23 protein-coding genes and 1 tRNA gene are annotated in these 24,910 nt (G+C 60.0%); 15 read left to right on the forward strand and 9 right to left on the reverse strand.

The features are described from left to right. The 5 genes from AC1D06_RS12795 (at nucleotide 1) to AC1D06_RS12815 (ending at nucleotide 4,779) form a co-directional block, all read left to right on the forward strand. Complete coding sequence (locus AC1D06_RS12795; protein WP_477881728.1) at nucleotides 1-840, forward strand: carbohydrate ABC transporter permease; 840 nt, start codon at nucleotides 1-3, stop codon at nucleotides 838-840. Continuing rightward, nucleotides 837-1,895, forward strand: coding sequence for a Gfo/Idh/MocA family protein (locus AC1D06_RS12800; protein ID WP_477986517.1), 1,059 nt, complete (start codon nucleotides 837-839; stop codon nucleotides 1,893-1,895). The genes AC1D06_RS12795 and AC1D06_RS12800 overlap by 4 nt, the downstream gene beginning before the upstream one ends. A gap of 32 nt (nucleotides 1,896-1,927) precedes the next feature. Continuing rightward, nucleotides 1,928-2,926, forward strand: coding sequence for an ABC transporter ATP-binding protein (locus tag AC1D06_RS12805; protein WP_477986518.1), 999 nt, complete (start codon nucleotides 1,928-1,930; stop codon nucleotides 2,924-2,926). Between the two features lie 220 nt (nucleotides 2,927-3,146). After that, nucleotides 3,147-4,061, forward strand: a complete 915-nt coding sequence (locus AC1D06_RS12810) for an ROK family protein (protein ID WP_477986519.1) — start codon at nucleotides 3,147-3,149, stop codon at nucleotides 4,059-4,061. Then, complete coding sequence (locus AC1D06_RS12815; protein WP_477986520.1) at nucleotides 4,054-4,779, forward strand: copper homeostasis protein CutC; 726 nt, start codon at nucleotides 4,054-4,056, stop codon at nucleotides 4,777-4,779. The genes AC1D06_RS12810 and AC1D06_RS12815 overlap by 8 nt, the downstream gene beginning before the upstream one ends. A 46-nt stretch (nucleotides 4,780-4,825) precedes the next feature. Here AC1D06_RS12815 and AC1D06_RS12820 read toward each other — a convergent pair whose 3' ends face one another. Genes AC1D06_RS12820 through AC1D06_RS12830 form a run of 3 tightly spaced genes read right to left on the reverse strand, consistent with a single transcriptional unit; the run spans nucleotide 4,826 to nucleotide 5,635 of the window. Continuing rightward, nucleotides 4,826-5,056, reverse strand: coding sequence for a hypothetical protein (locus tag AC1D06_RS12820; RefSeq protein WP_477881718.1), 231 nt, complete (start codon nucleotides 5,054-5,056; stop codon nucleotides 4,826-4,828). 38 nt (nucleotides 5,057-5,094) lie between these two features. Continuing rightward, a complete protein-coding gene (locus AC1D06_RS12825; protein ID WP_477986521.1) occupies nucleotides 5,095-5,319 on the reverse strand; it encodes a hypervirulence associated TUDOR domain-containing protein in 225 nt (74 codons plus the stop codon). Nucleotides 5,320-5,374: 55 nt separating this feature from the next. Next, nucleotides 5,375-5,635: a DUF2171 domain-containing protein gene (locus AC1D06_RS12830; RefSeq protein WP_477881714.1), complete on the reverse strand. Its 261-nt coding sequence runs from the start codon at nucleotides 5,633-5,635 to the stop codon at nucleotides 5,375-5,377. Nucleotides 5,636-6,228: 593 nt separating this feature from the next. Between AC1D06_RS12830 and AC1D06_RS12835 the strand changes: the two genes are divergently transcribed. From AC1D06_RS12835 to AC1D06_RS12850, 4 genes are all read left to right on the forward strand, one after another. Then, nucleotides 6,229-6,456, forward strand: a complete 228-nt coding sequence (locus AC1D06_RS12835) for a hypothetical protein (RefSeq protein WP_477881712.1) — start codon at nucleotides 6,229-6,231, stop codon at nucleotides 6,454-6,456. Between the two features lie 94 nt (nucleotides 6,457-6,550). Then, complete coding sequence (locus AC1D06_RS12840) at nucleotides 6,551-8,620, forward strand: ATP-dependent helicase (protein WP_477986522.1); 2,070 nt, start codon at nucleotides 6,551-6,553, stop codon at nucleotides 8,618-8,620. A 119-nt stretch (nucleotides 8,621-8,739) separates the two neighbouring features. Then, nucleotides 8,740-8,814 (forward strand) — tRNA-Thr (locus AC1D06_RS12845). A 198-nt stretch (nucleotides 8,815-9,012) separates the two neighbouring features. Then, nucleotides 9,013-9,351, forward strand: a complete 339-nt coding sequence (locus AC1D06_RS12850; protein WP_477882348.1) for a hypothetical protein — start codon at nucleotides 9,013-9,015, stop codon at nucleotides 9,349-9,351. A gap of 404 nt (nucleotides 9,352-9,755) precedes the next feature. Here AC1D06_RS12850 and serA read toward each other — a convergent pair whose 3' ends face one another. The 3 genes from serA to AC1D06_RS12865 all read right to left on the reverse strand — a co-directional run bounded on the left by serA (nucleotide 9,756) and on the right by AC1D06_RS12865 (nucleotide 14,016). Then, nucleotides 9,756-10,994 (reverse strand): phosphoglycerate dehydrogenase, encoded by a 1,239-nt coding sequence (gene serA / locus AC1D06_RS12855; protein WP_477882347.1) that lies wholly within the window; start codon nucleotides 10,992-10,994, stop codon nucleotides 9,756-9,758. Between the two features lie 215 nt (nucleotides 10,995-11,209). After that, nucleotides 11,210-12,760 (reverse strand): VOC family protein, encoded by a 1,551-nt coding sequence (locus AC1D06_RS12860; protein WP_477882346.1) that lies wholly within the window; start codon nucleotides 12,758-12,760, stop codon nucleotides 11,210-11,212. Nucleotides 12,761-12,933: 173 nt separating this feature from the next. Beyond that, nucleotides 12,934-14,016, reverse strand: a complete 1,083-nt coding sequence (locus tag AC1D06_RS12865; protein WP_477986523.1) for a LacI family DNA-binding transcriptional regulator — start codon at nucleotides 14,014-14,016, stop codon at nucleotides 12,934-12,936. A gap of 217 nt (nucleotides 14,017-14,233) precedes the next feature. On the opposite strand from AC1D06_RS12865, the gene AC1D06_RS12870 reads away from it, so the two are divergent. The 6 genes from AC1D06_RS12870 to AC1D06_RS12895 all read left to right on the forward strand — a co-directional run bounded on the left by AC1D06_RS12870 (nucleotide 14,234) and on the right by AC1D06_RS12895 (nucleotide 21,347). Next, nucleotides 14,234-15,187 carry a sugar phosphate isomerase/epimerase family protein gene (locus AC1D06_RS12870; RefSeq protein WP_477986524.1) on the forward strand — a complete coding sequence of 318 codons (954 nt, stop codon included), beginning with the start codon at nucleotides 14,234-14,236 and terminating at the stop codon, nucleotides 15,185-15,187. Between the two features lie 57 nt (nucleotides 15,188-15,244). After that, nucleotides 15,245-16,477, forward strand: coding sequence for an ABC transporter substrate-binding protein (locus tag AC1D06_RS12875; protein WP_477986525.1), 1,233 nt, complete (start codon nucleotides 15,245-15,247; stop codon nucleotides 16,475-16,477). A 325-nt stretch (nucleotides 16,478-16,802) separates the two neighbouring features. Further along, nucleotides 16,803-17,693, forward strand: coding sequence for a carbohydrate ABC transporter permease (locus AC1D06_RS12880; protein ID WP_477986526.1), 891 nt, complete (start codon nucleotides 16,803-16,805; stop codon nucleotides 17,691-17,693). Continuing rightward, nucleotides 17,690-18,577, forward strand: coding sequence for a carbohydrate ABC transporter permease (locus tag AC1D06_RS12885; RefSeq protein WP_477986527.1), 888 nt, complete (start codon nucleotides 17,690-17,692; stop codon nucleotides 18,575-18,577). The genes AC1D06_RS12880 and AC1D06_RS12885 overlap by 4 nt, the downstream gene beginning before the upstream one ends. A gap of 5 nt (nucleotides 18,578-18,582) precedes the next feature. Beyond that, nucleotides 18,583-19,665, forward strand: a complete 1,083-nt coding sequence (locus tag AC1D06_RS12890; protein WP_477986529.1) for an ABC transporter ATP-binding protein — start codon at nucleotides 18,583-18,585, stop codon at nucleotides 19,663-19,665. A gap of 29 nt (nucleotides 19,666-19,694) precedes the next feature. After that, entirely contained in the window at nucleotides 19,695-21,347 is a 1,653-nt protein-coding gene (locus tag AC1D06_RS12895) for a GMC oxidoreductase (protein WP_477986530.1), read from the forward strand. Nucleotides 21,348-21,853: 506 nt separating this feature from the next. Here AC1D06_RS12895 and AC1D06_RS12900 read toward each other — a convergent pair. The 3 genes from AC1D06_RS12900 to AC1D06_RS12910 form a co-directional block, all read right to left on the reverse strand. After that, nucleotides 21,854-22,090 carry a hypothetical protein gene (locus AC1D06_RS12900; RefSeq protein WP_477882337.1) on the reverse strand — a complete coding sequence of 79 codons (237 nt, stop codon included), beginning with the start codon at nucleotides 22,088-22,090 and terminating at the stop codon, nucleotides 21,854-21,856. 381 nt (nucleotides 22,091-22,471) lie between these two features. Beyond that, complete coding sequence (gene proX, locus AC1D06_RS12905) at nucleotides 22,472-23,446, reverse strand: glycine betaine/L-proline ABC transporter substrate-binding protein ProX (protein WP_477882335.1); 975 nt, start codon at nucleotides 23,444-23,446, stop codon at nucleotides 22,472-22,474. A gap of 309 nt (nucleotides 23,447-23,755) precedes the next feature. Further along, nucleotides 23,756-24,853 (reverse strand): GlxA family transcriptional regulator, encoded by a 1,098-nt coding sequence (locus AC1D06_RS12910; protein ID WP_477882333.1) that lies wholly within the window; start codon nucleotides 24,851-24,853, stop codon nucleotides 23,756-23,758. Between the last annotated feature and the right edge of the window lie 57 nt (nucleotides 24,854-24,910).

The raw sequence follows: 24,910 nt of genomic DNA on the forward strand, positions 1-24,910 counted from the left end.
ATGTCGAAAGCTCGTTCTTCTGTCCGCCGTTCGATCGCAGCCCACGCGGTGCTGATCGCCTATACGATCGTGGCGCTGTTTCCGGTGTTTATGACGATCATCAATTCGTTCAAGTCGCGCGCTGCGATCTTCCGCAATCCGATGCAGCCGCCGCTGCCCGGAACCTTCGACCCGATCGGCTATACGACCGTGCTCGGCCAGGGCGATTTCCTGCACTACATGCAGAACTCGCTGATCATCACCATCGTCTCGATCTTCTTCGTTCTGCTCTTCGGCGCCATGGCCGCCTTCGCACTGTCGGAATATCGCTTCAAGGGCAATACGCTGCTCGGCCTCTACATGGCGCTCGGCATCATGATCCCGATCCGCCTCGGCACGATCGGCATCCTGCAGGGCATGGTGGCCACCGGCCTTGTCAATACGCGCACGGCGCTGATCCTCGTCTATACGGCACAGGGCCTGCCGCTGGCGATCTTCATTCTGTCGGAATTCATGAAGACGGTCTCCGACGACCTGAAGAATGCCGGGCGCATCGACGGGCTGTCGGAATATGCAATCTTCTTCCGCCTGGTTCTGCCGCTGGTGCGTCCCGCCATGGCGACGGTCGCCGTCTTCTCGATGATCCCGATCTGGAACGACCTGTGGTTCCCGCTGATCCTGGCGCCAGCTGAGGCGACCAAGACGATCACGCTCGGCGCGCAGGTCTTCATCGGCCAGTATGTCACCAACTGGAATGCGGTTCTGGCAGCGCTGTCGCTCGCCATCGCGCCGGTCCTCATCCTTTATCTCATCTTCTCGCGGCAACTGATCCGCGGCATCACGGCAGGAGCAGTGAAATGAGTGAAGCCCCCATCCGGGTCCTCGTCGCCGGCCTTGGCAATATGGGCATGAGCCATGCCCAGGCCTATGCCAAGAATTCCGGCTTCGACATTGTCGGCCTCGTCAACCGCTCGAAGGTGGACCTGCCGGACCTGCTTTCCGGCCGCGCTATCCTGCCGTCTTTCGCCGAGGCGCTGGCCGAGCTGAAGCCGGAACTCTGCTCGATCAACACCTATTCCGACAGCCATGCCGACTTTGCGGTCAAGGCGATGGAGGCCGGCTGCCATGTCTTCGTCGAGAAGCCGCTGGCAACCACAGTCGCCGATGCCGAGCGCGTCGTCGCCTGCGCCCGGGCCAATGGCCGCAAGCTGGTGATCGGCTATATCCTGCGGCACCATCCTTCGTGGATCAAGCTGATCGCGCTGGCCCGCGACCTCGGCGGCCCCTATGTCTTCCGCATAAACCTCAACCAGCAATCCGTCGGCAAGACCTGGGAGACGCACAAGGCGCTGATGCAGACCACGCCGCCGATCGTCGATTGCGGCGTCCACTATGTCGATGTCATGTGCCAGATCACCGATGCCAAGCCGGTTTCGGTGCGCGGCATGGGCCTGCGCCTCTCCGATGAGATCAAGCCGGACATGTATAATTACGGCCACCTGCAGGTGCTGTTCGACGACGGATCGGTTGGCTGGTACGAGGCCGGCTGGGGTCCGATGATCTCGGAAACCGCCTTCTTCGTCAAGGACGTGATGTCGCCGAACGGCTGCGTCTCGATCGTCATGGACCCGAACGCCAAGTCCGACGACATCGATACCCACACCAAGACTTCGACCATTCGCCTGCACAAGGCCAAGGCCGGCCCGGACGGCAAGTTCGTCGAGCCCGACCAGATGCTGCAGATGGCCGGCGAGCCGGGTCATCAGGACCTCTGCGATCTCGAGCAGGCCTTCGTGTTCAAGGCGATCCGTGAGGACCTGGATCTTGAGCGCCACATGAACGACGCGGTGCAATCGCTCCGCATTTGCCTGGCGGCAGACGAAAGCGTCCGCACCGGCAAGATGATAGACCTCTAAGGGGTTTTCACCCCAAAACCTGGAGAACCTCGTTGGGTAATCTCACGCTTAAATCGGTAAACAAGTCGTTCGGCCCGGTGCATGTGCTGAAAGGCATCGACCTTGACGTCAACGACGGCGAATTCGTGATCTTCGTCGGCCCGTCGGGTTGCGGCAAGTCCACGCTTCTGCGCAGCATTGCCGGCCTGGAAGACATCACCTCGGGCCAGATCGTCATCGACGGCAAGGAAGTGTCGGCCACCCCGCCTGCCAAGCGCGGCATTGCCATGGTCTTCCAATCCTATGCGCTCTACCCGCATCTGACCGTGCGCGACAACATGGCGCTCGGCCTGAAACAGGCCGGCGAGCAGAAATCGGTGATCGACGATCGGGTGAAGAAGGCCTCGACCATGCTGTCGCTGGAACCCTATCTGGAACGCCGACCGGCCGAACTTTCCGGCGGCCAGCGCCAGCGCGTCGCCATCGGCCGCGCCATCGTGCGCGAGCCGACGCTCTTCCTGTTCGATGAGCCGCTCTCCAACCTCGATGCCGCGCTACGCGTCCAGACGCGTCTCGAAATCGCCAAGCTGCACCGGCGGCTGAAGGCGACGATCATCTATGTCACTCATGACCAGGTCGAGGCGATGACGCTGGCCGACAAGATCGTCGTGCTCAATGCCGGACTTGTCGAGCAGGTCGGCTCGCCGATGGAACTCTACAATCGCCCCAACAATCTCTTCGTCGCCGGCTTCATCGGTTCGCCGCAGATGAATTTCATCGATGCGGAGCGCCTGGGCGAAAGTGGCTACAAGACGCTCGGCGTCCGGCCTGAACATATGACGCTGTCGCGCGACAGCGGCCAGTGGTCGGGGAAGGTCGTCCATGTGGAGCATCTGGGCGCCGAGACGATCGTTTATCTGGAAAGCGAGAAGATCGGGACTTTGACGGTAAAACTGTTTGGTGAGCATGCTTTTGCCGTGGATGACGTTGTGCATGCCTCGGCCAATGGCGCCACGCATCGGTTCGATGCGGAGGGCAGGGCTATTCGATGATTGCGACGCGGAGGATGACGCTACCCCCCTCTGCCCTGCCGGGCATCTCCCCCTCAAGGGGGGAGATTGGATGGGGCACTGCCTCGCCACAATCTTCTTCAGCACTCTCAGCCCTCAACGGCAATTTGTGGCAGGCGGTCAGCCGCTTGCCAATCTCCCCCCTTGTGGGGGAGATGGCCGGCAGGCCAGAGGGGGGTGAGCCACTCGCTCCAACCTACCTATGATCCTCTGCCTCGACATCGGCGGCAGTTGGATCAAGAGCGCCGTCGCCCGTTCGGCCGACGATATCCAGATCCTCAACCGCTATCCGACCCCTCTCGATGACTATCCGGCTTTCATCGCTATCCTCCGCGACATCATCGCCGCCCAGCCGCAAACACCCGCCTGCCTTTCGATCTCCATGACCGGCGTCGTCGATCCCGAGACCGGCATCATCACCTGCGCCAACATCCCCTGTATCGACCAGAGGCCGCTCCAAGCCGATCTCGAAGCCACCCTCAACCTCCCCGTCATCATTGCCAACGACGCCGATTGCTTTGTCCTCGCCGAAGCCGGTGCAGGCGCGGGGAGAGGGCATGCCATCGTCTTCGGCATCATCCTCGGCTCCGGTGTCGGCGGCGGGCTGGTGGCGGACGGCAGGCTGATCAATGCCAAAGGCGGCTTTGCCGGCGAATGGGGGCATGGCCCGATTGTCGCGGCCTTCGCCGGCGATCCGTCGGTTGCCATCCCCGCTTTTCCCTGCACCTGCGGCCAGAAAGGCTGCGTCAACACCATCGGCGGCGCGCGCGGGCTGGAGCGGCTCTATCAGCACCTGCATGCCGAGGAAATCGCCAGCACGGCGATCATCGAGGCCTGGCAATCCGGTGATCCAAAGGCGGTTCGCACCGTAGAAATCTATGTCGACCTCGTCGCCTCGCCCTTAGCACTTGCTGTCAACATTACCGGCGCTTCGATCGTGCCGGCCGGCGGCGGACTCTCAAATTCCCAGGAACTTCTCACGGAAATTGACCTTTCCGTAAGAAGACGGATACTAAGGGAGTTTCGCCGGCCGCTCGTGGTGAGGGCCGGCTGCGATGTGGAGCCGGGCCTGGTCGGGGCGGCATTGATGGGACTGGAACGAAGCCGGCATGGCTGACATATTGCTCGAAGTCTGCGTGGACGACGTCGCCGGGCTGGAAGCTGCAATCGAAGGCGGGGCCGACCGCATCGAGCTTTGCAGCGCGCTGGCCGTTGGCGGCTTGACGCCTTCAGCCGGCCTGATGAGTGCGGCGCAACGCTCGCCGATCCCTTGCTATGCCATGATCCGCCCGCGCGCCGGCGATTTCATCTATACGCTGCGTGAAATCGAGATCATGACCAATGACATCTATTTCGCAGCCTCCGCCGGTCTCGCCGGCGTGGTGTTCGGCGCCAGTGCCGCAGATGGACGGCTCGACACGGAGGCGCTGATTGCGCTCTGCAATGCCGTCAGCAACATGCCGCGCACGCTGCATCGCGCCTTCGATCTCGTGCCCAATATCGACGAGGCGATCGAACTGGCGATCGAATGCGGCTTCGAACGCATATTGAGTTCCGGCCGGGCAGCGTCCGTTGACAAGGGCCTGGACGATCTTGGCAAGGCGCTGAAGATCGCCGATGGCCGCATCTCGATCATGCCCGGCGCCGGCGTCAATCTGGCAAATATCGATGCCATCCTTGATCGCCTGGATGTCAAGGAAGTGCATTCCTCCTGTTCGGCCAAGGTTGCGGTGAAAGACGAACACCTCATCACCTTCGGCTTTTCTGCCGCCGAAGTCCGTGTCACGGACCGGAATACGGTCAGGGTAATGAAGGATCGGCTGGCTGCGCGCTGAGCGGTGTCGCTGGCTATGGCAGCCGCTGCTCGCGGATCATGAACACTCAATGCTTCGTGCTGGCACTCGGCCGGAAAGGCCTGGCTTTTCGGGGTGCCGGATCGTCCGCCGGATCGGGGTCCTCGTCAAAGGCGTGCCGCTGTCGCTCGATGGCGTCCCCAAGCGCCGTCAGGATTTCCGCGGAGGAAAACCCGGCTTCATTGGCCTCGGCAATGATCACCTGCAGATACACATCGATGAAATCTTCAAGATCGGAAATTTCGAGGGACTGAGGCACGGCGAACTCCTTTCCGGCTTGTACTGATGAACACATGGTCACGCCTTCCCGAGAGGCTTCACCTCACTTGCGCTCTTGAGCACGCGGTCGCCATCGTCCTGACGGATCAGCAGAACGGGCTCGGCTTTCGACGCCCTGCGCTTGATTTCCTTTCCCTTGATCTTGCGGCTGACAGTCTCGGTGAAGCGCTCGACGATCTTGCCCTCCGCGTGGTAGGCACCCCACCGCCATTCGACGGCGTCGCACTTTCGAAGCTTGGTCATTGGATATCCCCCATGAAGAAGCTCGGCTGAACCCGGCTTCTTCAGTGGATTTGGCTTACTGCACCGAGCGGCCGCTTTGTTCTTCTTCGTCGCTGATTGCCGCGGTGCTCGCCACGGACAGCTGCACGCGATTGCCCCGCACGGCTTCCACCAGTTTGAGATCGATGAAATGATGGTGGCCGGCATGGCCCGGCTGCTTGCTGTCGGCCTTGGTGAGTTTGATCCGGTCGCCCTCGACGCGGTCGACGGTGCCGACATGGCGGCCGTCCTTGCCGACGACTTCGGCATGTTCGCGGATATCGGATGCATTGAACATGATGGTCTCCTTCCGTGTTGTCCCAGGGAAGACAACGCTTGCCGCGCCGTTTTGATCCATGGCGGTGGTTGGCGGTCGATTGCGAGGGCAAACACGAAACTTCTGATCGCCTCGCCGACATCACCCCGGCGGCCGTGATTTCTCCGGCCGCCAGGATGCGATTGCCCTCATCAAGGCCGTCGCGACGATGAGCGCCCGTGATCGCGAGGATAACGACGGTTCCTACAGCGCTGAGCCCTTGATGCTTTATCTGCACCTGCCGGATGGCATGTCAAAATCTTCGAGGTTGCGAAGACAGACACCGGCTGCTGAGCGTCGACTTAGTGAGTCGGCTGGAAGAAACGCGGAACGACGGTGCCATAACCGTCAAAGAAAGCGAAGTAGATTCCGGAAAAATGTCCCGCGGTTTCCCGACAAGAACTTGCGACAACACAACGGACAAGCGGATGAATTGTTGGCTTGCCAACAAAAGTCTGCTCAGCCGGAAGCGCAGCCGCCGATCAATAAATCGTGAGAGCTATTGGAACTTGATGCAGCACTCACCAGTTTTTTTAATACGGGATCAATCTGGTGGGCTGCCGTATAGGTGCCACATGATCAAATTGTTTTCGATCTGCCTGCTGCTGCTGATCGCCACCAATACCGAAGCTTCGATCCGCTCCTTCAAGACGGACGATACCCCCACTCTCCGGCCGGTAAGCCTGATGCAGCAGCGCCAAGCCATGCCAAGCAGACCTGCCTGCAAGCCCATCCTGCTCCTGCTGCGTTTTCCGGATGGCCGGTTCATGCTGGTGGGCATGGTGTTGCCGAAGACCTGCTGAGGCAGAGCCTCCCATCGGACCATGGAAGGCGCCGGACTTCCCAAACGGCCGCGAATCCCCTACGTTCGTATTTCGTTCCGAACGAGGGAATTGGATGGCGGCGGCCTATCTTGAGAAGTTGAACGATGCGCAGCGTCGCGCAGTCGAGCATGGCTGCAATTCGGATCAGGGCACTATTGCCGGACCGCTGCTGATCATCGCCGGCGCCGGCTCGGGCAAGACCAATACGCTTGCCCATCGCGTCGCGCATCTGATCGTCGCCGGCGCAGACCCGCGCCGTATCCTGCTCATGACCTTTTCGCGCCGCGCTGCCGGCGAGATGGCGCGCCGCGTCGAACGTATCTGCGCGCACGTCCTGGGCTCCGCCGGAGGTGCCGCCGCCGAGGCGATGAACTGGAAAGGCACGTTCCACGGCATCGGCGCCCGCCTGCTGCGCGAATATGCCTATGAGATCGGCCTGAACCCGGATTTCACCATCCACGATCGCGAGGACAGTGCCGACCTGATGAACCTCGTGCGCCACGACCTCGGTCTGTCGAAGCTGGAAAGCCGCTTTCCCACCAAGGCGACATGTCTGGCGATCTATTCCCGGGCCGTCAATTCCGAAACTCCGCTCGACGAGGTGCTGCGCGCCGCCTTTCCCTGGTGCTCCAACTGGCAGACGCAGCTGCGGGAGCTGTTCGCCGGCTATGTCGAGGCCAAGCAGGCCCAGAACGTGCTCGATTACGACGACCTGCTGCTCTACTGGCAACAGGCGGCGGTGGACCCGGTTCTGGCCGGCGAGATGGGCGGTCGTTTCGACCATGTCCTGGTCGACGAATACCAGGACACCAACCGGCTGCAGAGCTCGATCCTGATGGCGCTGAAGCCGGATGGCTGCGGGCTGACCGTGGTCGGCGACGATGCCCAGTCGATCTATTCCTTCCGCGCCGCCACCGTCCGCAACATTCTCGACTTTCCCGGCAATTTCGAACCGCGGGCCGATATCGTCACACTCGACCGCAATTACCGCTCGACCGGCCCCATCCTCGCTGCTGCCAACGGCGTGATCGAACTGGCCCGCGAGCGCTTTACCAAGAATCTCTGGACCGAACGGCAATCCGAGGATCGGCCGCGCCTGGTGACCGTGCGCGAGGAGAGCGATCAGGCCCGCTTCGTCTGCGACCATGTGCTTGACAATCGCGAGCGTGGGCAACTGTTGAAGCAGCAGGCGGTGCTGTTCCGCGCCTCGCATCACAGTGCGGCGCTCGAAATCGAGCTCACCCGCCGCAACATTCCCTTCGCCAAGTTCGGCGGGCTGAAATTTCTGGACAGTGCCCATGTCAAGGACATGCTGGCCATCCTGCGCTTCGCCCAGAACCCGCGCGACAAGGTGGCGGGTTTCCGTCTTCTGCAGCTTCTGCCCGGCATCGGCCCACAAACGGCAGCCAAGACGCTCGACGCCATGCTGGTCGCGCCTGACCCGCTCGCCGAAATGGCAGCGCTGGTGGCCCCGCCCAAGGCTGCCGATCATTGGAATACGCTGACCGACCTGCTCCAGTCGCTGGCAGTCCGCACGGCCGGCTGGCCGCAGGAGCTCGAACAGGCCCGTCTCTGGTACGAACCGCATCTCGCCCGCGTGCACGAGGATGTCGACGCCCGCAAGGCCGATCTCGCCCAGCTCGAACAGATCGCCGGTGGCTATGGCTCGCGCGAACGCTTCCTCACCGAGCTGACGCTCGATCCGCCGGATGCCGTCAGCGACCAGCCGGGCGTCCCCTCGCTCGACGAGGATTATCTGATCCTCTCGACCATCCACTCGGCCAAGGGCCAGGAATGGACCTCCGTCTTCATCCTCAACTGCGTCGACGGCTGCATCCCCTCCGATCTCGCCGTCGGCCAGTCGGATGACATCGAGGAGGAACGCCGGCTGCTCTATGTGGCAATGACGCGGGCCAGGGACAGCCTCTCGCTCATCGTCCCCCAACGCTTCTACACCTACGGCCAGAACGCCCAGGGCGACCGTCACGTCTACGCCTCCCGCAGCCGCTTCCTGCCGGCGACGCTGCTGCAGTTCTTCGAGGTCGGCACCTGGCCCAAGCCCGCCGCCAACGACCGTGCGCCGCAGGCGGTTCGCCAGGTCCGCGTCGATGTCGGCGCCAAGATGCGCGGCATGTGGCGCTGAGCGGGAATTTCGCCAAGGCTGAAATTCTTTGGAATTCCGATGATTGGCGCTTGCGCTCACCGCCAACCTATGGCAATAGCCCGCCTGCCCGACCGGAAAGCGACTGCGCCGGTCCTGATGCTGCCGTAGCTCAGTGGTAGAGCACACCCTTGGTAAGGGTGAGGTCGAGAGTTCAATCCTCTCTGGCAGCACCATTCGTTTCTCTTGAATTCCCAAATAGCTGAATGGTATCAGTTGATGATAGGGTTCCTTTGGTTTGTCAGTAGGACCGTTGTATTGTCAGTCCTGCTTGCTTAGGATTGTCAGTGCGCCCAAATGTGCGGCTTTCCAGGCCATTGGGGTATCTTCATCCCAGTCGTGAGCCTTTCATCCAGCGCCTACGATGGCTCCGATTGTTCAGACTTGTGTCCGCCGAATTCGCCTATGTCGAGGGCTGCCCGGTCGTGCCCGGCGTGCCCGACCGGGCGTCAAGAATTGCTGAGATTAATGCGATAGAAGCGAAGTTGGATGCGATCTCCACGTTGGAAAATATTCGCACGGCAACTACCTACGCCGAAACATACTTATACCACGACGGAAAGTTCTTCCTGATTATCTATAATAACGATGATCACGCCGTGACAGTTAAGAGGTTTTCGGAAGTCTTGCAGCCTCAGGCGCGCCTTGCGATCATCGAGCGACAGATTGAAAACGGTATTACGCGCTCGAATGTCGTTACTGTCGAAGTCTAGCGCGTAGAGAACCTGGTGCGGACAGACCAAAATTACTTCGGCGATGTTGGCTTGTTCTTGAGAAATCTGCGAAGGATAGTTCAAGGCCAGGATGCCCTAGAGTTCACCTTGATCGAGCAAGAACGCGTGAAACTTCAGAAACCGCGTCCACCAGGTGATGTCCGCAATCTAAATCGGCGCTATACGCTTGGTATCCAAGCTGAAATTGGGGACGGTTCGGATGGGGCGCGCCTGTAATTGAGAATGTCGGCCGCCGTGCAGTACGGCCATGGCTCTTATCTGCGCCAAGCAGCTATGGCATCCGAGACAAATGCCTAAACTACTGACATCATACGAAAATCACTATAGGAGAGGCGCGTGCAGCGCCTGCCGGTCGCAATGGCGATGCACCAATGCCCGATGCGTCAGTAGAGCAATCGCGTTCTGATCGTCCCCGGTATCTCCCGTAGCGCCTTAAGGATGTCTTCGGCTGTCAGGGACGCGTCCTCGACTTCGATGACCACATAACCGGTATCGCCATGGGTTTGCAGGAATTCGGCGGCGATATTCAGCCCACGTGACGAGAAGATCTCGTTCAGCTGGATGAGCATGCCGGGGCGGTTTTCGTGAACATGGATGAAGCGCTTACCGTTCGGGCGTTCAGGCAACTGGACCTGCGGAAAGTTGACGGCGCCCATCGTTGAGCCGATATCGGAATATTCGACCAGCTTTCGGGAGACTTCCCCGCCGATGCGCTCCTGGGCTTCTTCTGTCGAGCCGCCGATATGCGGTGTCAGAATAACATTGCTCAAGCCCTGCAGCGGCGTTTCGAACCGCTCTTTGTTCGATGCCGGCTCCTTGGGAAATACATCGATTGCAGCACCGGCCAAATGGCCGTCTTTCAGGACTTTCGCCAGCGCGTCGAGATCGACCACAGTGCCGCGAGAATTGTTGATGAATATGGCACCTTTCTTCATGCGGCGCAGCTCGGCTTCGGTAATCATGTTGTACGTCGATGGCGTCTCCGGAACATGCATCGTCACATAGTCCGAGATTTCGAGAAGCTCGCCGAGCGAAGCCATCGATTCCGAATTGCCGCGGCGCAGCCTGTCAGAGAGATCGAAATAGCGCACCACCATGCCCATGCTTTCCGCAAGAGCACTCAGCTGCGAGCCGATATTGCCGTAGCCGACGATGCCAAGGGTTTTTCCGCGCACCTCACGGCTGCCGACCGCGGATTTCTCCCATCCGCCTTGATGCGCAGACGCCGAACGCGGGAAGATTTGCCGTGTCAGCATAATGATCTCGCCGATCACAAGTTCGGCCACCGAGCGTGTGTTCGAATAAGGCGCGTTGAACACCGGAATCCCGCGGCGGCGCGCCGCTTCCAGATCGACCTGGTTCGTGCCGACGGAAAAACAGCCGACGGCAATCAGCTTCTTGGCGGATTCGAAAATCTCGTCTGTCAGCTGCGTTCGGGAGCGAATGCCAATGATATGCGCATCGGCGATATGGGCTTTGAGATCCTTGTCGTCGAGCGCTTTCGGTAGATGCACGAGGTTGGTGTATCCGCACGACGAAAAATAGTCCACGGCGCTCTGGCTGATGCCTTCAAGCAGAAGCACGGAAATTCTGTCGCGCGAGAGGGAAAGCTGGGTAGGCATGGATAGACTTTCGTTTAGCGAATTCAAACAATGCGATGTCGTTGTAGGCCATTGCCACGCATTGCAACAGGGCTTTGCGACCATCCGACAAACAGCGCAAGCACAAACCCCTCTCTGCTTCTATTGGACGCGTCTCCGCCGGTTGCTGCCACCGCGCCAAGTGGCGTATCCATTCGCAACGCGACCGGCGAACTCGAGCTCTTGGACAAGGGGTCTCAATGCCGGGTTTGCAGCCATCCCGCGGCCAGCGCTTCATCCTTGTCCGATAGGCCGTGGCCGACATCGACATTCTCGTGACACACCACTGCGCCGGCAGCGATAAGGGCATGTTCCAATGGGGCAGCGTAGGATTGATAGGGATCGTTCGCGCCGCTCAACATCAGGACATGTGCGTCAGAGCGAGCGGAGTCTGGCACGCTATCCAGCACCATCATCGGCCGGATCAATATGGCGCGATGGACCAGACCCGGCTGCAGCAGCAGGGTGGCGCCGATCATGTTGGCGCCATTGGAATAGCCGACAAAGGTGATCCGCTGCGGATCAAGGCGATAGGCTTCTGTTGCACCCTCGACGAATGCCGCAAGGGCCATGGATTCGGCAGCAATATCCCTCTGATCGAAAGTCGTGGGATCGAAGCGGATGAAGAAGCGCGCGACGCCTTCCTCGACTGCCCGGCCTCTGAGACCGATCAATGTCGAATTCGGAAACAGCCGCCGGCCAAGCGGCAGCAGGCTGGTCTCGTTTCCGCCGGTGCCATGCAGCAGCATCACTGCCGAGCCATCGGGCTGGTCGGGCTCATGAATGCGGTGAATGAAGGGCAGTTCCCGGTAGAGCGTGTGCGGTTCGCCCGGCAGCCCGAATTGCGGCAGCACGACGCGAATATTGTCGTCGTCCGAAAACTGCGGCGGGATGAAAAGTCGCTCTCCCAAAGCATCAGACGGTTCGTCGACGGTAAATCCCGGGCCGTCAGTGGCAAGTTCGATCAGCGTGCCTGACGGCTCGCGCACATAGAGCGAGTAGAAATATTTGCGGTCATGGGCATTGATGGCGTCGTAACCCTGCGCCTGGAGCTGTCGCGCAACGTCTTCGACATGGCTCCGATCGGGTGCGCGCAGGGCGATATGGTCGATGGTCCCGGTGCCGGGCGCCGCCGTCCAGAAACCTGACGCATCGCGAACATCGACAAGGCTACCGGAATCCGAGGCCAGGCGAACAATCGTCTCACTTCTTGTCCGCTCGGCAAAACCCATATTCCGGGTCAGAAATTCGACGGTGTCGGACGGCTTCTCGGAAAAGATCGTTGCACTGTGCAGACATTGGATCGCATCGGCGCTGCTTATTCCCGGCGTCACCCAGGGTCTCGTTTCTCCGACATCGGCAACCCCGACGATCTTGACGATGACACCGTCGGGATCAGTCAGCCGCAGCATCGGTTCCCCGAATTCCGGTGATGGGCCGGAGGCCTTGACGCCGAACGTCAGGGCGCGGGTCAGCCAGAATCCGATGGAGCCGGAGTGGATGGTGAACGCGATTTCCCCGGCTGCACCGTGCCCGACACGGCCATGCGAGCCGTTTTCCCATGCGAGAAATGTAACGAGGGATCCCGGTGTCGCTTCGGCATCGCCGTAGAAAAGATGAAGTTGCGTCGCATCCTCGAAACCTGCAGTGCGCTTGACCAACCTCAGGCCGAGAAAACCGGCATAGAAATCGACATTGTCCTGAATCCTTCCGGTGATCAGGGTGATATGGTGGAGGCCGCTGGTCATGATTCTCCCGGTGCGTGCGCGCAGCGACTATACAGGAATTGCCTGGCCGGACCAGAATGTGTAGGCGCGACTTGGATCGCGCACTTTGATGTGTTTCAGCGTGGAATATTGGTCCCGTCGCGGGGCTAATACCTTCTTCCTCATCGGGACCAGACTCGAGTACCCGGAAATCGCTATGACGTAAGATCAACGGGCGGAGCTGTCGAGACACTTCTCCGCAAGATCAGCCTGCTCGGAACAACCAGCCGCATCGGGGCTTCCTGTTCGGCATCATCGATCTGCTGCATCAGGTTCGCCACCGCCGCCTTGCCCATCTCCTCCACTGGTTGCTCGATCGTCGACAGCGGCGGATGGCAATATTTGCAGACCGGCGAGCCATCAAAGGAGACGACGGAGAGATCCTCGGGGATGCGCCAGCCTAGGGCCTGCACCCCGCTGATGAACGGGATCGCCATATCATCGCACTCGGCGATAACGGCAGTTGGCTTGACGTCAAGGGCTGAAAAATCCTCGATCGCCTGCTGTCCGGCCTCGAAACCGTGCTGGTAGGAGAATATGCCGCCTGAGCGGATGATCGATGCTGGGTTCAGCGCAGCCTCGTGAAAGGCATCGACCACCCCGCCGAAGCGCTCGATGTCGTGATAATTGTCTGATGGTCCCGCTATATAGAAAAAGCGCCGATGGCCAAGCTGGATCAATGTCCGGGCGGCCTCCGCCATCGCGCTGCGATCATTGGTGACCACGGACGGAACGGCAGCTTCACTCATATCGAGAAGCAGCGAGACGATCGGCAGCCCGGCCTCGGCGAGCGAACGGCCGCCGACTTCGGGCAGTTTCGATGACAGGATGATCGCCCCCCGCACCGAGCCGCCAAAGGCAAGGTTGAGAATGTGCCGCTCGGAGGTTTCGTCGCGATCCAGGTTGGCAATCATCAGATTGTAGCCGTTCTGGATCAAGGACTGATTGATCGCCTGCAGCACCTGCGGGATGATCTGCGAGGCGCCATAGTGCAGCGAGCCCGGCAGGATGATCATGATGATATTGGACTTGCCGACTCTGAGATTGCGCGCCATGGCGTTCGGCGTATAGCCGAGAGCTTCGGCTGCGGCACTGATCCTGGCGCGGGTCTTCTCATTGACGCGCGCGGGATTGGCGAGCGCGCGGCTGACCGTGGAAATTGCCACCCCGGCGCGGCGCGCCACGTCGGCCATCAACGGGCCGGAATCCTCCCCGAGCAAGTTTTTGTTTTTCTTCACGCTTTGCTCTTTCCTCCGGATGCATGCGGTCCGGATGCTATGGCAATTCGCGTCATTTGGCAAACGATTGCCAAAAAATGCTTGCAAAGCAAAGCGGCCCGGTTATTATCGACCTATGGCAAACGATTGCCATCTGTAACATAATGGAATTTAAGCGGATTTTCGATGTGGAGGAGACTCCGCAAACGATGTTTCGCGCGGTGAGAATGGAACAGCAATGGCTGCCGCCAACAAGCTTCGCTTCGGTGTCGATCTCGTGACCTTCTTTCACCCCGGCTTCTGGGGTGTCGATGGCTTTGATGCGATCACCGACTATGCCCGTGCACAGCCGCGCGCCTTCTGGGATAAGGCTCTCGACAGCGTCCAGGCCTCTGGCGTGACCGGCGTCGAGCTCACCTTTTCGCCGTTCAACTGGCAGGATGCGATCAAGACCTATGGCTCGGTCGAAGCCTTCGCCTCCGAGCTGTCAAATCGCGGCCTTGAACTCAGCAGCGGCTTTTTCGCTGAACTCGAAGCGGCCGGCGATTTCACCGATCCGCAGGCGCAGGCCGCGCTGATCGAAAAAGCTGAGAAATATGCCGATTTCCTGAGGGCATGCGGCAGTGACATCATGGTCATCGGCGCGCCGCTGCGCCAGACGCTCGGCGCGCAGCCGGTGCGCTTCCATGATTTCGACAATGCCCGCAAGATCGCCGATTTCCTCAATCGTCTCGGTGCCGTTCTCTACGCCAGGGGCGTTAGGCTGGCGCTTCACACCGAGGCCCATTCGATCTTCGCGTCTGCGCGTGACGTCGATCTGATGATGCTGCTCACCGATCCGGCCTATGTGCATATGTGCCCCGACACTGCCCACGTGATCGTCGCCGGCTCCGATCCCATCCAACTGGTCGATCGTCACCATGAGCGGATGATCATCGCCCACTGGAAGGACGCGATCGGGCCGATGCCATCAGATACGCCGATCGATGCACAGATCCACGAGCGTCATCAGCCGTATTTCTGCGGCTTTGGTTTGGGGCGCGTCGATTGGCCTGCCTGGATCCGGCTGCTGCGCGATCGGGCCTATGAAGGCTGGGCCATTCTCGAACTCGACGCAGCGCCCGATCCGGTGCGCGATATTGCCAATGGACTGACGCTTGTCCGACAGGCGTTGCTGCCGATCTATCGCTGACTTCTAAGACCGAACGATCAACGGCCCCGCAAAGAGGGCCTTTTAAGAGGTGGAACGATGAAGAATGCAATGAAACTGTTGCTTGCCGGAGCCGCATTGATTGCGGTTTCCGCGCCCGCTCGGGCCGAGGATAAGCCGAAGGCGGAAGTCATGACATCCTGGACATCCGGCGGCGAGGCAGCGGCGCTCAATGTGATCCGCAGCGAATTCGAGAAGCGGGGAGGGGAATGGAAGGATTCGTCGATCGCCGGCTTCGGCGCGGCGGATGCCGCCTTCCAGAACCGCGTCGTCGCCGGCGACCCGCCCACCGCCAAGCAGGTGGTCATCGGCCATGATCCGGCCGATTTCATCAAACAAGGCCTGATGAACCCGATTGACGACATCGCTGCGGCGGGAAAATGGAAGGATGTCCTGCCGAAGACGATCTACGATTTCATCTCCTATGACGGCAAGGTCTACCTTTCCCCCACCGGCGCTCATGGCGAGAGCTGGATGTTCTATTCCAAGGAAGCGTTCGCCAAGGCCGGCATTGCCGGCGAGCCGAAGAGCTGGGACGAATTCTTTGCCGATATGGACAAGCTGAAGGCAACCGGCCTTCTGCCGATCGCCTGGGGTGGCCAGTCATGGCAGGAGACCAAGGTGTTCAACATGATCCTCCTGTCCCAGGTGGGCATCGACGGCTTCCTGAAGATCTATGTCGACAAGGATAACAGCGCTAAATCCGTCGACGGGATCAAGAAGACGCTGGCCATTCTTGGCAAGATGCGAGCTTACGTCGATGAGGGCGCGCCGGGCCGCAACTGGAACGATGCGACAGCCATGGTGATCACCGGCAAGGCCGGCGTGCAGTTCATGGGTGACTGGGCCAAGGGTGAATTCATCGTTGCCGGCAAGGTGCCGGGCAAGGATTATGGCTGCATGATCGTGCCGGAATCCGAAGGCATGGTCTATGTCGCCGACTCCTTCGACTATCCGAAGACCGGCGATGCCAGTCAGGACAAGGCGCAGAAGCTGTTGGCTGAGGTTGTCATGGACCCCAAGGTGCAGGTGGCGTTCAGCATCAAGAAGGGTTCGATCCCGATGCGCACCGATGTCGACAAGTCGCAACTCGATGTCTGTGCCCAGAAGGGTCTTGAGCTGATGAGCACGGGCAAGATCGTTCCGGACCAGGCCATCATTCTCACGCCACAGCAGGCCGGCGCGCTGACGGATTATGTTGACGCATTCTGGAGCAATTCCTCGGCCAATATCGACGAGGAAGCCGCCAAATTCTCGAGCATCTTCCAGTAATATGGTCCGAATATTCGGCCATCCGTGTCTAATTTAGAGCTGTCATATTGACGTGAAAACCCCGCCCCAAACCCCTCCCCACAAGGGGGAGGGGCTTAACCCGCGGCTCCGCTGTGCCCTAATTGAGGCAAGCAGCATACCGCGAGTCTTCTCCCCCCTTGTGGGGGGTGAGAAGCGGTGCGCGAAGCGGAGAAATCGATCCGGTGGATCGATTTCAGCGACGAACGCCGGCAGGCCAGAGAGGGTCTTTCGTCATATGCGATTGCACTGACACGCAATAAATGGATGGCTTGGTTCAAGAGATTCTGACCCCAGCGAGTTTTCGATGATGCGAAGGCCAAAGCGTTCATATGCCGCCACTGCGGCGCTGCTGCCGACCTGGGCAGCGGTGATCGTCGTCTATATCGGCACGATGCTATGGTCGATCCGCTTGTCGTTCACGGATTCGACCCTGTTTCCGTCGTCGAACTATGTCGGCTTCGCGCAATATGCGAAGCTGTTCTCGACGCCGAAATGGCTGGCGGCGCTGCAGAACGTCACTGTCTTTGGCCTTCTCTACGTCGCCGGCTGCCTTGTCCTCGGCTTCCTGCTGGCCGCCGTGCTCGACAGGAAAGTCCGCTTCGAGAGCATGTTCAGGACGATCTTTCTCTATCCCTATGCCATGTCCTTCGTGGTAACCGGTCTCGTCTGGCAGTGGTTGATGAACCCGACGCTGGGCATTCAGGCGAGCTTTCGTGCCTTTGGCTGGCAGGGTTTCAGCTTCGATTGGGTGGTCAACCCGAAGATGGCAATCTACGCTGTGGTCATTGCCGGTATCTGGCAGGGTGCCGGCCTCGTCATGGTGATCGCGCTCGCCGGCATGCGCGGCATCGAAACCGAACAATGGCGCGCCGCCCAGGTCGATGGCATCCCCGTCTGGCGCATCTATCTTTCCATCATCCTGCCGCAGCTTGGGCCGGCGCTAGCCGCAGCCGGCATGCTGCTCGCCATGGGCGTCATCAAGACCTATGACCTGATCGTCGCCATGACCGATGGCGGGCCGGGCTATGCGACGGAAGTGCCGGCCAAATTCATCATGGACAGCCTGTTCCAGCGACAGAATCTCGGGCTCGCGACGGCCGGCGCCACCGTGCTGGTGCTCACCGTGATCGCAATCGTCGCCCCCATCCGCTATGCGCTGCATATGCGGGCGAGACGCCAGGGAGGTGTCCAATGACCGACAGCCCACGTCCCAACGGACCGAAACCGTCTCGTCTCACACCCGGCCGGATCGGCGTCTATGCATTTCTTTTCGTCGCGGCGCTGTTTTTTCTGCTGCCGCTCTTCGTCATGATCGTCACCTCGCTGAAGACCATGGACGAAATCCGGCTCGGCCAGATTTTTGCCTTTCCCCACAAGCTCGACCTCAGCGCCTGGAGCACGGCCTGGTCCGGCGCCTGCATGGGCATAGAATGCGTCGGCGTCCGCGCAGGCTTCTGGAATTCGGTCAAGATCACAGTTCCGGCGGTGGCGATCTCCGTCTTCATCGGCGCCTTGAATGGCTATGCGCTGTCCTTCTGGCGGTCATCGGGCGCCCGCATCCTGTTCGCGCTGCTGATGGCCGGCGGCCTGATCCCCTATCAGATCTTCCTGTATCCGATGGTGAGGATGATGGCGAACCTCAGGCTCTACAATTCGCTTGACGGCATCATCCTCGTTCATGTGATCTTCGGCCTGCCGCTGGTGACGCTCCTGTTCCGCAACTATTTCGTCAACATTCCGGAAGAGCTTTGCCGCGCCGCGCGTGTCGACGGCGCTGGGTTCTGGCGGATCTTCTTCGAGATCATGCTGCCGCTATCGGTGCCGATGATCGTCGTCGCCTCGCTCTTCCAGTTCACCGGCATCTGGAATGATTTCCTGCTCGGGCTCGTCTTCGCCGGCCGCGACAACCTGCCGATGACTGTGCAGCTCAACAATATCGTCAACACGACGATGGGCGAGCGCGCATACAATGTGAACATGGCCGCCACCATCCTCACGGCGCTCGTGCCGCTCGCCATCTATTTCTTCTCCGGGCGCTGGTTCGTCCGTGGCATCGCCGCCGGCGCGGTGAAAGGGTAGACCTTATGGACGCATCGATTTCCATCCGCGATCTGAAGATCGCCTATGGCACGCATACCGTCATCGAGCGGCTATCGCTGGATATCGGCGTCGGCGAATTCCTGGTGCTGCTCGGGCCGTCCGGCTGCGGAAAATCCACGCTTCTCAACACGATCGCCGGCTTCAACGAGACGTCGGAAGGCGAAATCTGGATTTCGGGCCGCAATGTAACCTGGGAAGAACCAAAGGACCGCGGTATCGGCATGGTCTTCCAGTCCTATGCCCTTTATCCGCACATGACTGTCCGCAAGAACCTTTCCTTCGGCCTCAGGGTTGCCGGCCTGCCGAAGACCGAAATTGCTCGTCGCGTCGAAAAGACCGCGGCATTGTTGCATCTGGAAAACCTGCTCGACCGCCGTCCTGCTCAGCTTTCCGGCGGGCAGCGCCAGCGCGTGGCGATCGGCCGGGCCTTGGTGCGGGAGGTCAGCGTCTTTCTCTTCGACGAGCCGCTTTCCAATCTCGATGCCAAGCTACGCAATGAATTGCGCGTCGAAATCAAGAAACTGCACCAGCAGCTCGGCAATACCATGATCTATGTGACCCATGACCAGGTGGAGGCGCTGACGCTCGCCGACCGCATCGCCGTCATGCGCGAGGGCCGGATCATGCAGCTCGGCACGCCGAAACAGATCTATCACCAGCCGGCCAATCGCTATGTGGCCGGCTTCATCGGGTCTCCGGCAATGAATTTCATCGAAGGCGAGATCGTGCTCCGGGATCGCACCCCCATGTTCAAAAGCAAGGACCTGCAGGTCGATCTCTCGGCCTATCCGTTCGCGACTGAGCCGAAAGCATCCCCAGCAACGCTCGGGCTCAGGCCGGAGCATTTCGTCTCCGACGAAAGGACCAAAGATTTGCCGACCATCCCGGGCGTGGTTTCCGTCGTCGAGCCAATGGGCACGGACACCGTGGTCTGGTTCGAATGGGCCGGCGAAGGCCTTTCCTTCAGGGTCATGGGCGATGTGACGCTGGAGCCGGGCGAGATGATCTCACCCGGATTGGACATCGCCAAGGCTTCCCTTTTCGACGCCGATGGCGTGCGCCTCTGACGCTGCCTCTACAACATACGGAATGACAGATGTCTCAGACCATTTACGATGCGCTGGTGATCGGATCCGGCGCGGCCGGATCTTTTGCGGCCAAGGAATTGACCGCGCAGGGGCTTTCCGTGCTTCTGCTCGAAGCCGGCCCGGCAGTCGGTACCAGGGATTTCGATCCCACCCGCAAGAAGCTGCCGGCCAGCAGCATCAATATCTGGGAGCGCGCCCGCGCCACCATCAAGGGCCAGCCCATCCAGGCGCGAGCGGCGTTCTTTACCGAGCGGTTCAGCCACTTCTTCGTCAATGATCGCAAGAACCCCTATACGACGCAGAAGGATGCGCCATTTCTGTGGATCCGTGGCCGTCAGGCCGGCGGACGGTTGCACAGCTTCGGCCGCGTTCTGCTGCGCTGGACCGATGACGATTTCAAGATCAAGACGCTGACCGGCAGCGGCGTCGATTGGCCGATTTCCTATGATGAACTGCAGCCATACTATGCCGAAGTCGAATCCCATCTCGGGCTTTATGGCAATGCAGATGGCGTTTCGACCCTGCCGGACGGCGTCTATGCCAAGCCGGCGAAACTGACGCCCGCGGAAGAGACTTTCAAACGTGCAGTGGAAGAGCGCTGGCCGGACCGACACGTTGTCTCCTGGCGCTATATCGCGCCTGAAACCGAGCGGACGCCACGGCCCTTGCGCGATGCGCTCGCCACCGGGCGCCTGACCATCCGCCATGACGCGATCGTGCGCCGGATATTGACCGACGAGCAAGGTGGCCGTGCCACCGGCGCCGAATTCATCGACCGCCTCACGGGCGGGGTGGAGACCATCCGGGCAAATCTGGTCGTGCTTTCGGCCTCGCCGATCGAAAGTGTCCGCCTGCTGTTGAATTCGGCTTCGGCCCGGCATCCGCAGGGGCTGGGCAATAGTTCAGGCACCCTCGGGCGCTATTTCATGGACCAGCTTCCCTGCCTGGCTTTCGGCTCCTTTGCGAAAGCCAGAGGCTGGGCGGAAGATGATTCCGCGCCTGCGGATCCCTTCTACAATCCGTCCGGCGGCATCTTCATACCGCGCTTCGACGCGCAATCATCCACGCGCGGCGATTTCAATTATCAAGGCAGTGTCGGCCGTGCGCCTACGCCGGATGATGCTCCTGCACGTCTCGCCTTTTTCGGCTTCGGCCGCATGCTGCCCTATGCCGACAACCGCATCACCCTTGATCCAAAGCGCAAGGACGCCTGGAAAATTCCCGTTCCGCATATCCGCTGTGTCATGCATGACGAAGAACACGCGCTGCTGCGCCGGCAGCAGCAGGTCATGGTCGACATGGTCCGCGACGTCGGTGGCGAGCTCGAATTCATCGGCTCGCCGCACGGCCTGACCGAAATGGGCCGAGGCGCTTTCCCCGACGCCGATCCGTTCAGCCGTTTCATGTTCCGCACATGGTTCCGCAAGACCATGTGCATGGGCGCTGCCATCCACGAGACCGGCGGTGCACGGATGGGTGCATCCAGCCGGGACTCGGTGCTCAATCCATTTAATCGGAGCTGGGACGTACCTAACCTGATCGTGACGGATGCGAGTGCCTTTCCGGGCAGCGGCATAGCAGGCACGACATTGACTGTGATGGCTCTGACCATCCGCGCCTGTCGCAATCTGGTTGGGGAATACAAGGCAGGGCAGCTGTGAAAATGGGGCACCGGATCCTCGCTGGAGATCCGCCCCGAAGCCGGAAGATTTGCGACAAGCCCTATCGAGATCAGGACCCGCGACATAGGCAATGTCTCGGAGAAAAGCTTTCCAATCTGCATACGTCTCCGGCATGCCGACCAAGGAGTAATGACCGTCAAGGAAAGCTGGATCAGCGGGGGCGTGTGGTCGCAGCTTGGTTCAGGTCGGATTCAAGGCAATCTTGTCTGTCCTGCGTCGCCGGCAATCCTGAACTGAATCGTTCCGTCGTCTGATCGCAGACGAGCGCATTATTCGGGTGCCATCCGCTTCGATAAGTGCGATCACGAAACCCTGACCAGCAGCTTTTCAGTTCTGCCTCCGTCAATCACAGAAGCCTGCCCGACAACGAAAGCGCTTTCACCCGAGGCGAGCCACACTGCCGGATTTCGCGCGTCACCAAGTTCGCCAGCCGTTGATGCCAATGCGTTGCGGCGCCAACGGCTGTTGCGTACATGGCTGACCGACTAGCGCCTCGGAAGCATGTTGCGTCCGGCATTCCGGATAGAAAGGCTGGAACCGGCCATCGGCACAACGAGCCCGGCGGCAATCGCGCTATCCAACGCTTTTGCATAGTCGTCCCCCTGCAACTGGTGCTTCCGCGCATGGCTCTCGACGGCGCCTTTCGTGGCCGTCGGCGAAACGCCGAAGCGTGGGTTGTAGAAGGCGTTCAAGATAATCTGGTGCTGTTCATTGAGGGTCAAGATGTTTCTCCTGTGAGACCCCCGCGTTATCACCAATACGACGCAGTGGATATGGCTGTAGGGCGGAAAACACGTTTGCCGTCCTCCTCAATGCTCTGTGGCTTGGATTCCTTGCAACTGTGGCACGTCTCATCGGTCTCGACACGGGACGTCTATTCAAGGCGACCTCGCCTGTCGCGCATCGCGGCCGATCCTGACACCGAGGCCTTCCACCGTCTGATCGCGGATGGCTGCCACATTCGACGGCCATTCGCTTCAACGGTAGCATCAAGAAACCGGTAGCGGCGGCTCCTTCGTTCTGCCTCGACTGCGCATTGTCGGAGAAGCGTCATGCAGCACCATATATAGGCGCTGCCGCCAACAGCGGCAGCGCCTTTGGTCTTACTTTGCGGCCTTGGCTTCCGCGATCCACTTGTCCCATTCGGACTTATGGGCGGCGACCCAATCGGTCGCGTGCTTCATGATCTGCTCGTTGGACTTCTCGCCATCGTTGACGAGCTTGTTCTCGGCATTGATGTCTTCGATCGGAACTTGCACCAGCTCGAACCATTTCTTCGCCGAAGGATTGGCGTTGACGAAGGCGGTGTTGGCGATGACCATCTGGTCGTTGACCGGGAAGCCGAGATTGCCTAGGCCCGGCACCGTCGTGTTGTCCGTCTTGCCATCCGGAAGCGAGGTCTGCTTGACGTTCAGCCAGACGACTTCCTTGCCCGGCCGCAGCACGGCAGAAACCCAGAGCGGCGTCCAGGTATAGTAAAGCGTCGGCTTACCTTCCTTGATCCGCTCTATGGCGTCAGGAATGATGGAGAAATAGCCGCCCTGGTCATGCTCGACCGTGTCACGCAGGCCATAGGCGTCGAGCTGATGTTCGATGACGCGTTCACAACCCCAGCCCGGCTCGCAGCCATAGAGGTCGGCCTTGCCGTTGCCGTTGATGTCGAACAGCTTTGCCTTCGCCGGATCCTTCAGGTCTTCGAGATATTTGATCCCGGTGGCATCGGCAGTCTTCTTGTCGATGAGATAGCCTTGGAGCGAGTTCGACGTCAGTTTGCCGAGGCGAATGAGCTTCGCATCGCCGCCGGCTTCCTTCCAATAGGCCTCGTGCAAAGGCTCCCAATGCGCCGCATAGAAGGTAAGGTCGCCGTTACCGACGGCGACATGGGCCAGTTGCACCTGGGTTTGCGTCGGATCGGCGACGTCATATCCAAGCTCTTTCAAGCCTTCCGAGACGATGAATGTCTGGAAGAGTTCTTCCGTGATGCCCGACCATGCCGGCTTCACCTGATCGGCCGCCGACGCAACACTGGTCATCGCCAGAAATGATGCCAACAGGGCGGCTGTGGACTTGATCTTCATGATGTCAGTTCCCTCATTTGATTGACGCTCAACCATCCGAAACCGCGCAGCGCCGAGCGTCTTGGCGCTTGCGTCCCAGTTCTTCTCCCGAGGAGTAACAGGTTGGTAACACAGGTATTTCGAAGGTCGTGAACGTAAAAAAGTAGACCGTCAGGTGACTTTAATGCACTGATCCGGCTGGGTTGTTTGCCTTTTGACAAATCAACATTTCTGCCCTCCCAGGCACGGTGTGACCGGAGTTTCGGATCAATTCTCAACGGTCGATGAAAGCGGATTGCCAGCCCGAATTAAATCTCGGGCGCGTCGTTTTTATCGCGATGCGACACGGCGCGTCTCTTTCGACGCCAGAACGCTGTTCAGGCGTTCATGCCTGGTTTGCTGGGGACTGCGACCATGTTGAAGGCGATAGGCCTTTGAAAAATGCGAGGCCGACACAAAGCCGCAGGCCACCGCAATATCGACGAGTGGTTTGTTGGTGGCCTCCACCAGTTGCCTGGCGCGGTCGAGACGCAGTTTGACATAATATCGATGCGGCGAGGTACCGAGATAGGTTTCGAACAGGCGTTCCAACTGTCGCCTGGAGATCATCAGGGTTGCCGCAATGCGCTGCAGCGGCAGTGGCTCGTCCAGGCACCGCTCCATCATCGCGACCGCTTCTGGTAATTTGTCGCTTACGCAATGGGCGGCCCACGGAAACCAGCCTATCTGTCGGTGCGTCCGGTCCCTTGCCCCATCCGCAATATTGCGTTTGCAGACATCAGCCGTCAGATAGGTGCCGAGCGTTCGCTCGAGAAGCGCTATCGCAAGATCGAACGCCGAGGTCTCACCGGCACAGCTCCATATGCCGCCATCGCCGGTATAGATGGCGTCGATCACCTTGGGTCCGTTGAACGTCTCTGAAAAGGCGGCCAATTGCTGCCAATGAATGGTGCATTCGGTGTTCTTCAGCACTCCCATTTCCGCGAGCAACCATGTGGCCGTTCCGAGAGCGACCACCGGTATGTTCTGGCGAATGCAGAGCCGTACCGATCCGGTCAGTTCCGGAGATGCTCTGAGCTCGGTGACCCCGTCGGAGATCATCACGACCATGTCCGCACGCCGGGCCGACGCCAAATTCGGCATGACGTCCGAGAAGCGGAACTGGGTCGGCATTTCAAGGCCGAGGCCGCAGGTTTCGGAGACGCCCGACCGGCAGGCGAAAGTCCAACGGAACTTTTGCCGACCCAAAATCGCATTGGCTTTTTGGAACGGTGCGAGAAATGAGGAGAGGCTGAGCATCGAGAAGCCGGGAAACAGCAGCACCGCGATCACGGTGGTGTCGTGCGCTGCCTCATCCGGGACGGACGTCGTCGCCTGGTCCGCCAGGTTTGTGGCAACACGATCAGTCCATTCCCATATTCGCCTCATGTCCCGCCTCCCGGTACTCTTCCGCAAAAACAAAGAGCTAAAGCGCGAGAGCCAACC

The organism is Rhizobium sp. P2_G2 (genome assembly GCF_056403555.1).